Annotated in this window: 7 protein-coding genes; 2 read left to right on the top strand and 5 right to left on the bottom strand. The window is 42.9% G+C overall.

Features of this window, described 5'->3' with window-relative positions; translation table 11 throughout:
* Positions 1-108 precede the first annotated feature (108 nt).
* Positions 109-723, bottom strand: coding sequence for a YpjP family protein (locus tag D0463_RS19050; RefSeq protein ID WP_117308926.1), 615 nt, complete (start codon positions 721-723; stop codon positions 109-111).
* Between the two features lie 399 nt (positions 724-1,122).
* On the opposite strand from D0463_RS19050, the gene ggt reads away from it, so the two are divergent.
* The gene (gene ggt, locus D0463_RS19045) at positions 1,123-2,787 is read left to right on the top strand and encodes a gamma-glutamyltransferase (protein WP_117308925.1); all 1,665 of its coding nucleotides are present in this window, start codon (positions 1,123-1,125) and stop codon (positions 2,785-2,787) included.
* Between the two features lie 188 nt (positions 2,788-2,975).
* On the opposite strand, the gene D0463_RS19040 is transcribed toward ggt, so the two are convergent.
* Positions 2,976-3,761, bottom strand: coding sequence for a class I SAM-dependent methyltransferase (locus D0463_RS19040; protein WP_117308924.1), 786 nt, complete (start codon positions 3,759-3,761; stop codon positions 2,976-2,978).
* Positions 3,762-3,818: 57 nt separating this feature from the next.
* Positions 3,819-4,253 (bottom strand): BrxA/BrxB family bacilliredoxin, encoded by a 435-nt coding sequence (locus D0463_RS19035; RefSeq protein WP_117308923.1) that lies wholly within the window; start codon positions 4,251-4,253, stop codon positions 3,819-3,821.
* Positions 4,254-4,978: 725 nt separating this feature from the next.
* Here D0463_RS19035 and D0463_RS19030 point away from each other — a divergent pair.
* A complete protein-coding gene (locus D0463_RS19030; protein ID WP_117308922.1) occupies positions 4,979-5,485 on the top strand; it encodes a GNAT family N-acetyltransferase in 507 nt (168 codons plus the stop codon).
* Between the two features lie 326 nt (positions 5,486-5,811).
* Here the strand turns inward: D0463_RS19030 and ilvD are convergent, their stop codons facing one another.
* Together ilvD and D0463_RS19020 are read right to left on the bottom strand one after the other, a co-directional pair.
* Complete coding sequence (gene ilvD / locus D0463_RS19025; RefSeq protein ID WP_117308921.1) at positions 5,812-7,530, bottom strand: dihydroxy-acid dehydratase; 1,719 nt, start codon at positions 7,528-7,530, stop codon at positions 5,812-5,814.
* 176 nt (positions 7,531-7,706) lie between these two features.
* Positions 7,707-8,834: a conserved virulence factor C family protein gene (locus D0463_RS19020; protein WP_117308920.1), complete on the bottom strand. Its 1,128-nt coding sequence runs from the start codon at positions 8,832-8,834 to the stop codon at positions 7,707-7,709.
* Between the last annotated feature and the right edge of the window lie 132 nt (positions 8,835-8,966).

Raw genomic sequence — 8,966 nt, 5'->3', positions numbered from 1 at the left:
TACTGCCTTCATGGCTCGGGACTTTCACCCTAGAGACTACACCCATGCCGGGCGCACCAAAGAAGGACAGTCAAATTCCTGACTGTCCTTCTTTTATGTTGACTAATTTTAAGATAGATAGGCGTTATCCGCCCATTTAGGCGGGGTATTTTTATCCCAATAAAGCTTACCAAGCTCGTAATGGGTAATGAACTGGTCGTGATAGGTATGGTAATGAAAATTAAACCAATATCCTTTTTGGGGCGGATTTTCCTGTCTCACATGAAAACGGATTATATCCTCATTTGTCGTTTCATTATAAATATGAAAAATCTTCTCTCCCCTTCCAGTGGCCGGTTTTTCCGAAATAGCCAGCTGGATAAGTTCTTCCTCCGGAAACTGCAGGGCAATTTGGTCAATTGTTTCCTCCATTTTCGGCAGAATAACTTCTTTAAATTCATCTCCAATTTTCACATTGATTTTTTCGCCAAATTTCATATAAGAATTTCTCTCCGCCTTCTTAAGCATTTCTTCGACAAACAGTTCCCTCTTAACGGGTTCCCTTTTATAAGAAGTCGCGTTATGCAGGAATTGTGTATCAGCTTCTTGTACGGAATCCTTTTTCGGACTCTTACCATTCTCCGCTTGCGCTAACCACTGAAAGTCGGAAGGGGTAACCAGCCCGAATGTTAAGATAGAAACTAAAACAACAAGACTTTTTTTCAACCAATTGGCCGCTTTCATGGCAACCCCTCCTTTCGAACTTCTTCTTGTTTTTGTGGATGCGTTTTTATATGATTCTAGTATACATGCCTTTTCGCTTTATTTCTAACCTTTATTCAAAAATGTTTTAATAGGACGAAAAAAGGATAATAATAAGTAGCTGAAGGCCATACTAATGTATAAACTAAGGGAGGCCCGTCATGGAGTGGTCAATTGCAATCGTTATTCTGAGCTTATTAATGTTAACGTATTTCGTTTACTTGTCATTTACTGATTAATATTTAGACATACTACTATTTAAGTCCTTGTCATTTAATTGACAAGGTTTTCTTTTACCCTTCAAGCTGAAAAATCAATAACGAACTTTACGTTATTTTAAATTCATAACTAATCTTTTACATTTTAAGGGGGCTTATTAGCATGGCTTATCATGAAAGAGAAACGGCAACCGGTAAAGCCGGGATGGTCGTCACGGCCCATCCGGTCGCAACGGATGTGGGCGAAAAAATTTTAAAAGAAGGCGGAAACGCGGTCGATGCGGCGATCGCGATCCAATTTGCGTTAAACGTCGTTGAACCGATGATGACTGGTATCGGCGGCAGCGGATTTATGATGGTTTATAACAAAAAGGAAAATGAAATAAAAATATATGACGGTCATGTCAGGGCACCAAAAGCCGCTCATCCTGAAATGTTTCTCGATGACAATAAAGAGGTCATCCCATTTAAAAAAAGGTCAACTTGTGCGACCGCTGTTGGCATTCCCGGTATATTGAAAGCGATGGAGGAAGCACGTAAAGCACACGGGACGAAACCTCTTTCCGAGCTTATTGAACCATCGATAGAGCATGCCGAACAAGGGGTGCCTGTTAACTGGGTATTATCTGATGCCCTGGAGAATTTCCATTACCGTTTAGGAGATGAAGCCCAGGCCATCTTTTCACCAAATGGGAAAAAGATACAAGAAGGTGACATTTATAAAAAAGAAAATCTTGCAAAAACCTACCGGATTCTGCAGAAGGAAGGAATTTCGGCTTTTTATGAAGGAGAGATCGGAGAAGGAATCATTAAAGCGATAAAGAATCTTGGCGGGTTTATGGAGCTCAGCGATCTTGCCGATTACAAAATCACAGTAGACAAGCCTGTCTGGGGTACATATAAAGACTACAAAATCGCCTCCTCGTATGCACCGAGTGCAGGCGGATTCGCATTGATCCAAATGCTGAAGATTCTGGAAGGGTTTCAACTTGAACAGTACGAGGCAAGATCCTGGGAAAAGTATTATTTAATCGCCGAAGCAATGCGCCTCACCTTTTCTGATAAAAAAGCATTCTTTGCTGATCCTGAATTTGCGGACTTGCCTTTGAAGGGGCTTCTGCATAATGATTATCTCGCTGAAAGGAGAAAGCTGATTAATTGGGAAAGCAGGAATTCGGAAATCGACTTCGGGAACCCATGGCAGTACGACACGGTAAAGCAACGGGATATTGTCCAGCAGCCTGATGATGCAGATCTGAGTGAGACAACCCATTTTACCGTCCATGACAGATGGGGAAATATTGTCGCATGCACGTCGACAGTTGAACACCCATTCGGTTCCGGGATTATGGTTCCTGAATATGGTTTTATGCTGAATAATGAGCTTACCGATTTCGATTCGATACCGGGCGGCATGAACCAGGTGGAGCCGGGAAAACGGCCCGTCAGCTTTAAAAGCCCCACGATCATTTTTAAGGATAGCAAACCTGTCTTAACCCTTGGCTCTCCAGGAGGTCCGACTATTCTCAGTTCTGTTTCCCAAACGATGATCAATGTCATTGACTTCAATATGAACTTGAAGGATGCCATTGAAGAACCGCGCATCTTCACGCCAATGGGGCCGCATATCGAATGGGAGCAAGGTATGGACATGGTCAGCAAAGGCCGCCTCGAGTCTATGGGCTTTGCCTTCAATGATGTTTCCCACAGTATCGGCAATGTCCAAGGCATCCAAATAGATCCTAGTGACGGGACTTTATTTGGAGCGGCTGATTCCAGCCGGGAAGGAAAGGCTGCCGGGCTGAATGAGGAAGATTATCTTAATTAGCATAAGAAAGGGCAGGCGCGTTGTGCGGCCTGCCATTTTTCTTTCCTCATAGGGCGAACAGGACTTTCGCGTAAATGGAGCGAACTTTCGCTTGAATCAGCACTATTTTCGCGTAAATCGCCATATTTTTCACTTAAATGGGCTCTTATTTCGCTTAAATCCTCATTTTTTCCGCTTAAATCAACTGCTCACTTATTTGCTTGCACGTCTATATAGCCAAAATGGAACGTTGAGGTTTTTCGTACAATGACTTGAAACCCAAACCGGGCAAACCTTTCGCTGCGAAAATGGTCTTTCAGCACGACTTTCTGTTTTGCGACCCGCTTAGCTTCTTCGATTGTTTCCGCTAACAGTTCATCTTTGACAGCAAAATAAGTTAGCGAACGAATCCCGTCTGACCCTACAATGTTTTCTTCAAACATCGGATCAAAATAAACGACATCAAAGCTGCCAGCTGAGATTGACCTTAATACGTCCAGATGGTTGGATGTCTTAACGATCACTCTCCTTATAGCCTGATCAATTGCTTCATTTCCCGACGACCATTCTTCAAGTCCCTGTTTCACCACAAACGAAAGCAGCGAGCTTTCCTCAATCCCTTGTACGATCCCGTTTTTTCCTGCTACAAAGCTCGCAACGATAGCGTCCGCACCTAATCCAAGTGTACAATCGAGGACACTTGAACCATTTTGGATTCCGGCTGCATATACAAACGGATCCTGTTCCCCTTTTAGCAGCCTTTTGATTCTTAGCATGGCGACATTCGGATGAAAGAAAAAAGGCTCTGCCTGATTCACTTTATATAGTTCAAGCCTTTGTCGACCAATAACTAAACAATCGCCACCGTGAATTCTTTGGAGCGCGGCCACCGAACGTTTCAGTCGTGGAACGTATGGGAGATCCAAGTGCTCCGCCGCTTGTTTCGCTTTTTCTATCGTTTTATCATCCGTGCGTCCGCCGGTAGTAACAAACATAATAAATCTCCCTGTCAATAGAAAAGAGAATGCCTTTTGACACTCTCTCCCTTTTTCTTATGATAATTTTTCGAAAGAAGACATGAGGTTTTCCATAACCGCTTCCATCGGATGGTCTTCAATATCGTGCCGCGGAATGAAGTGGACGACTTCCTTTCCTTTCAATAGTGCCATGGAAGGAGAAGAAGGCTCGATTCCTTTGAAATATTCCCTCATTTTCGCAGTAGCTTCTTTATCTTGTCCGGCAAACACCGTCACCAAATGATCAGGCTTTTTATCAGAACCGAGGACCGCCTGGGTAGCTGCCGGGCGGGCAAGCCCTGCGGCACAACCACAAACGGAGTTTACGACGACGAGTGTCGTTCCCTCGGCATTATCCATGTACTTCTCGACCTCTTCTTCTGTTTTCAGTTCGTCAAAACCTGCCTGTACAAGCTCTTGGCGCATTGGTACAACCATTTGTCTCATATATTCTTCATATGCCATTGACATAATATTACCTCCTGTTATCACATTTCGTGTGGTAGTTTTAGCATACTACATCTTTTTATTATTGTGCAAAGGAGGCGCCTTGATGAATCATTGTTTAGAAAAAAATTGTAAAGAGCAGTGGATTTTCTATTAAAAATTTATTTCGCTATATAAAAAGGTTCTTCACCAAAAGAAGTGGTTTAAGCTTTTGATTATCCGTTGATTTCCGCTCCAGGCGCTCGCTTTCAGCTGGCAGTCCGGGAGCCTCCTCGGCAAAGGGCACGCCTCCGGGACTTACACAGGATGTGTTGGCGTCGACGTAAGACATAAGGATGTGGCAGATCTTAGTCGACGTTCCGTTAACGGGCCTGCTTTTCCCGCAGGACGTTGAATCATCATCCATGCATAGGCACGCACGAGAAAATGCGTATGCATTTTCGAGGAGTCTCGCATATCCTCGCCTCGCCAATCAACTTTGTTGCAAAATTAACTGAGATATTACGTTAATCAATATTAAACCACCAGTTATGGTGAAGAGCCTATAAAAAACTTAATAGAAAGATTAATCCTTCTTTATCTTTCTTGAAATATAGCGGATTTAATGCCGATTATATGATTTAAACTACCGTTAAGAAGGAACATGTAGTATGCGCTAAAATAGGTTTGTTAAAATGAAATGTAAATAATTCTTTACATATGGTTTTGATTTTATGGATACATAACTAGGAATTCAAGAAGGGGAAATTATGGAAATAGTCTATGAAACCAAGAGATTACAATTAAAAGTGTTCACTAAAAATGATGTTGAAATCGCAAAGACATTTTGGGGAGATCCTGAAGTGATGGAACATTGTACAGGTGCTACTCCACACCATTTATTACCGAAAGTTCTCGCCTTCTATCAAAAATGTCATTATGAAAAAGGACTATCTGTTTATTCAGTAGTTGAAAAGAATTCAGGGCAGGTAATGGGGGCAGCAGGCTTTAACGTTATAGATACATTGAACAAAATAGAGTTGATATATCACTTTTCTAAAATAAACTGGGGGAAAGGCTACGCTTCTGAAGCTGTAAATGCCTGTATAGCAATGGCAAAGCAACACGGGGATGTTAACATCATCCATGCATCAGTTGATCCGGGAAATATAAATTCAACGAAAATCCTTCAAAAAGTCGGATTTAGATTTATCGAGATGAAGTGGTTTAGTGATACGGGTCAGGAAGAACTCTACTTTGAATATAAAATCAAATAATAAGAAATCTGGATATTATCTTACATAGACTTACGTGTACTTATTTCTGGATATGAGATGTCAACAATTGTTCAGGGAGCCTATACAATGGAAGTTCCTTTGTTTCCAAATGAGGCAGTATGTCGAGGATTTTTCATTTAAACAAAATTCTTGATGATTCAAACGAGTATATAGCTCATTTAAACGAAAATCACGATGATTCAAACGAAAAGAAAGTCCATTTAAACGAAACTCCAGGTTACTTACACGAAACCAATAGTAACCATATTTTTAGCAGACTAAAAAACCCGTGCGGAAACAAAAACTTCCGCACGGGATAAAAATTATTAGCTTTTCACTTGGGAACGTTCCTTTACTTTCTCTTCTTCGAACCAATCAGTTACTGCACCTATGGATGCGGATGAAACGAGCCGTGCATATTTAGCCAGAGATCCTCTCATTACTAATGGTGGAGCCTTCCAGTCCAATTTCCTCGCTTTCAATTCTTCCTCTGATAGATGGACAGAAAGCTCTTGCTTTTCGGTGTCGATAGTAACGGTATCACCGGTTTTGATTAACCCGATAGGGCCTCCCGTTTGCGCTTCTGGGGCGATATGGCCGATGACAAGTCCATGTGTCCCGCCGGAAAAACGTCCATCGGTAAGCAAGGCAACAGATTCTCCGAGTCCTTTGCCAACAAGGATTCCGGAAATCGAAAGCATCTCAGGCATTCCCGGACCTCCTTTTGGCCCTTCATAGCGAATGACGAGAACATCACCGGCCTCGATTTCATCTTTCAAGATGGCTTCCGTCGCACTTGGTTCATCGTCGAATACCTTGGCAGGACCGGTCAATGATGTAACCTTTAAGCCAGAAACCTTTGCGACTGCTCCCTCTGGTGCAAGATTCCCCTTCAAAATCACAAGCGGACCCTCTTCACGAAGTGGGGTTTCGAGCGGAAAGATCACTTTTTGTCCTTCCGTTAGATCCGGCCATTCTTCCAGGTTTTCCGCAATCGTTTTTCCTGTAACAGTAAGGCAATCCCCATGAAGCAAGCCGCCTTTTAATAAAAGCTTCATAACGGCAGGCACACCGCCTACATTAAACAAATCCTGCATAACATATTTGCCGCTTGGTTTAAGATCGGCAATATGAGGAACTTTCTTTTGCAGGCGGTTAAAATCATCCAGCGATAAATCGACTTCAGCTGAGTGAGCAATCGCCATTAAGTGAAGGATTGCATTGGTTGAACCGCCCAATGCCATTACAACGGTGATTGCATTTTCAAATGCCTTTTTCGTTAAAATATCGCGAGGATAGATATCTTTTTCAAGCAGATTATAGACGGCTTGTCCTGCCTTGAAGCTGTCATCATGTTTTTCATCTGTTTCTGCCGGATGGGAGGAGCTTCCCGGAAGGCTCATCCCAAGTGCTTCGATTGCGCTTGCCATTGTATTTGCAGTGTACATGCCGCCGCATGATCCGGCACCTGGGCAAACATGGCATTCTATTTGGTGCAGGTCATCCCTGTCAATCGTTCCAGCATTGTACTGACCTACACCTTCAAATGCCGACACGATATCGACATCATTGCCTTTTAATTTTCCTGGCTTGATTGTACCGCCATACACAAATACGGCCGGCAGATTCATCCGGGCAATCGCCATCATACAGCCCGGCATATTTTTATCACAGCCCCCGATTGCGACGAAGCCATCCAGACTTTCACCGCCAACAACCGTTTCAATGGAATCAGCAATCAAGTCACGGCTCGGCAAAGAATATCGCATGCCTTCCGTACCCATGGAAATACCGTCTGATACAGTAATCGTATTAAAAATCATCGGTGCTCCTCCGGCTTCTTTAGCACCGGATTTTGCTTTTCTTGCCAGTTCATCGATATGTATGTTGCATGGAGTTACTTCGCTCCACGTACTTGCAATGCCAATCATCGGTTTTTTAAAATCTTCATCGGTAAAGCCAACAGCCCGGAGCATCGCACGGTTGGGAACCCGAGTCTCTCCCTCGCTGATGACTTTGCTGCGGATTCTTAGATCTTTTGCCATCATATAACCTCCATATGTTTTCTTATCAATATAGAAAACTTTGAAGATAATTTCAACAATTTTCTCATAATTTTAAAAATATTATCTTTTGAAGATTTATTGTTGGACTTTTTGCGAAAAAAATGGCTTTGGGAATGATTTTACTTTTTCATTCTCAAAGCCTTATATTCTGCTATTTATTGCTGTCTGGATTCGGTCATCTGCTTCCAAACCGAACCCTTTGCTTCTTCTCCAGTTTCGATCCGTTCAATCGCCATCTTCACTTGCATCGCCACTTCGAACTCCGGATCATTTTCCGCATTCTTCAGTGCCGCCAGGACAGTGGTATTACCGGATTCATATAAAAACATCGCGGCTCTCCATCTGACGAGTTTATTTTTATCTGAAAGCCCCTTCGCCATTTCATCCATTGCCTCTTCAAAGCCGAGATCTGAGAGGCAGTCGCCCGCTGTTCGGCGGACGGCCGAGCTTTTATCATTCAACCCTTTATAAAGAGCCGGCAGGACTGCTTTGTCTTCTATCATCCCTAAGTAGACAACAGCGAGCCTTCTGATCGACACCTTGCTGTCATCCAATGCTTTTTCAAGCAGCGGAATATCCTCTACCGTTGGATCGTCCATTTGATCAAGTGCCTGATAGCGCTTTTCCCAATCTTCTTCGACAAGCATTTCTTCCGTGAGTTTAATTTTATTCCTTTTAACGACTGTATCTTTTTTCTCATCGCTATTTTGGGCGGCCTTCACGAGCGATTGCAATCTTTCCTTCGGATAAGCGGCGATGAGCTCTTCTGTCACCTCCGCACCGATTGCGTCCATCTCACCGTAGCGGACACCGTAGTCCTTCCATTTTCGAAGAATCACAACATTGTCATCAGGAAGCTGGGCGTCTCCTACTGCTTTAACGAAATAGTCGGGAAGTGCGAATCTTTTTTCTGTCGTGCCATCATTCATTTTAATTTGCATCGGAATCCCTTTGAATTGCTGAATGAGCACATATACCTCGCCATAGTGGTCAAGCATCGTATTCTCGCCTTGTTCTTTTCCAGTATCCTCTCCAAAACATTGACGGACTTTAATCAGGATTTCCTTCCAGTCAAATTTAGGATTTCGTTCCACGGCAAGAAAGTCTGCAACATGATAGACCCCTTTTACCCCGTCTATTTGGAGAATTTCTTTTATGACGGCAGGCGCGGAATCCGCCTGTTCTTTCTTGTAGTTATTGCTTTTCCCGGAAACAAGCTCTTCGGTTAAATTTATTTTCATTGTATTAGGGCTTGGTGTTGGTTCAATTGATTTTATTTGCAAGAATGCTCTCTCCTTTTTAAAAAAATAAGAAAGTATAAAATTTTTCAACATGTATTGATGTCTAGCGTAAGCAGCCCAGCCCCGACGCACAGGACGTGCTAGTGCCGACGAAGACATAAGGACGTGGCGGTT

Source organism: Bacillus sp. V59.32b (assembly GCF_003429085.1).
Taxonomy (GTDB): domain Bacteria; phylum Bacillota; class Bacilli; order Bacillales; family DSM-1321; genus Peribacillus.
The sequence above is the reverse complement of the archived record's forward strand: the minus strand, read 5'-3'. Positions and strand labels throughout refer to the sequence as shown.

Bases quoted from the DNA above. Each gene is read 5' to 3' on its own strand.
- D0463_RS19040 (WP_117308924.1), bottom strand. From the start codon at position 3,761: ATGTTTGTTACTACCGGCGGACGCACGGATGATAAAACGATAGAAAAA.
- ilvD (WP_117308921.1), bottom strand. From the start codon at position 7,530: ATGGCAAAAGATCTAAGAATCCGCAGCAAAGTCATCAGCGAGGGAGAG.
- D0463_RS19050 (WP_117308926.1), bottom strand. From the start codon at position 723: ATGAAAGCGGCCAATTGGTTGAAAAAAAGTCTTGTTGTTTTAGTTTCT.
- D0463_RS19035 (WP_117308923.1), bottom strand. From the start codon at position 4,253: ATGTCAATGGCATATGAAGAATATATGAGACAAATGGTTGTACCAATG.
- ggt (WP_117308925.1), top strand. From the start codon at position 1,123: ATGGCTTATCATGAAAGAGAAACGGCAACCGGTAAAGCCGGGATGGTC.
- D0463_RS19030 (WP_117308922.1), top strand. From the start codon at position 4,979: ATGGAAATAGTCTATGAAACCAAGAGATTACAATTAAAAGTGTTCACT.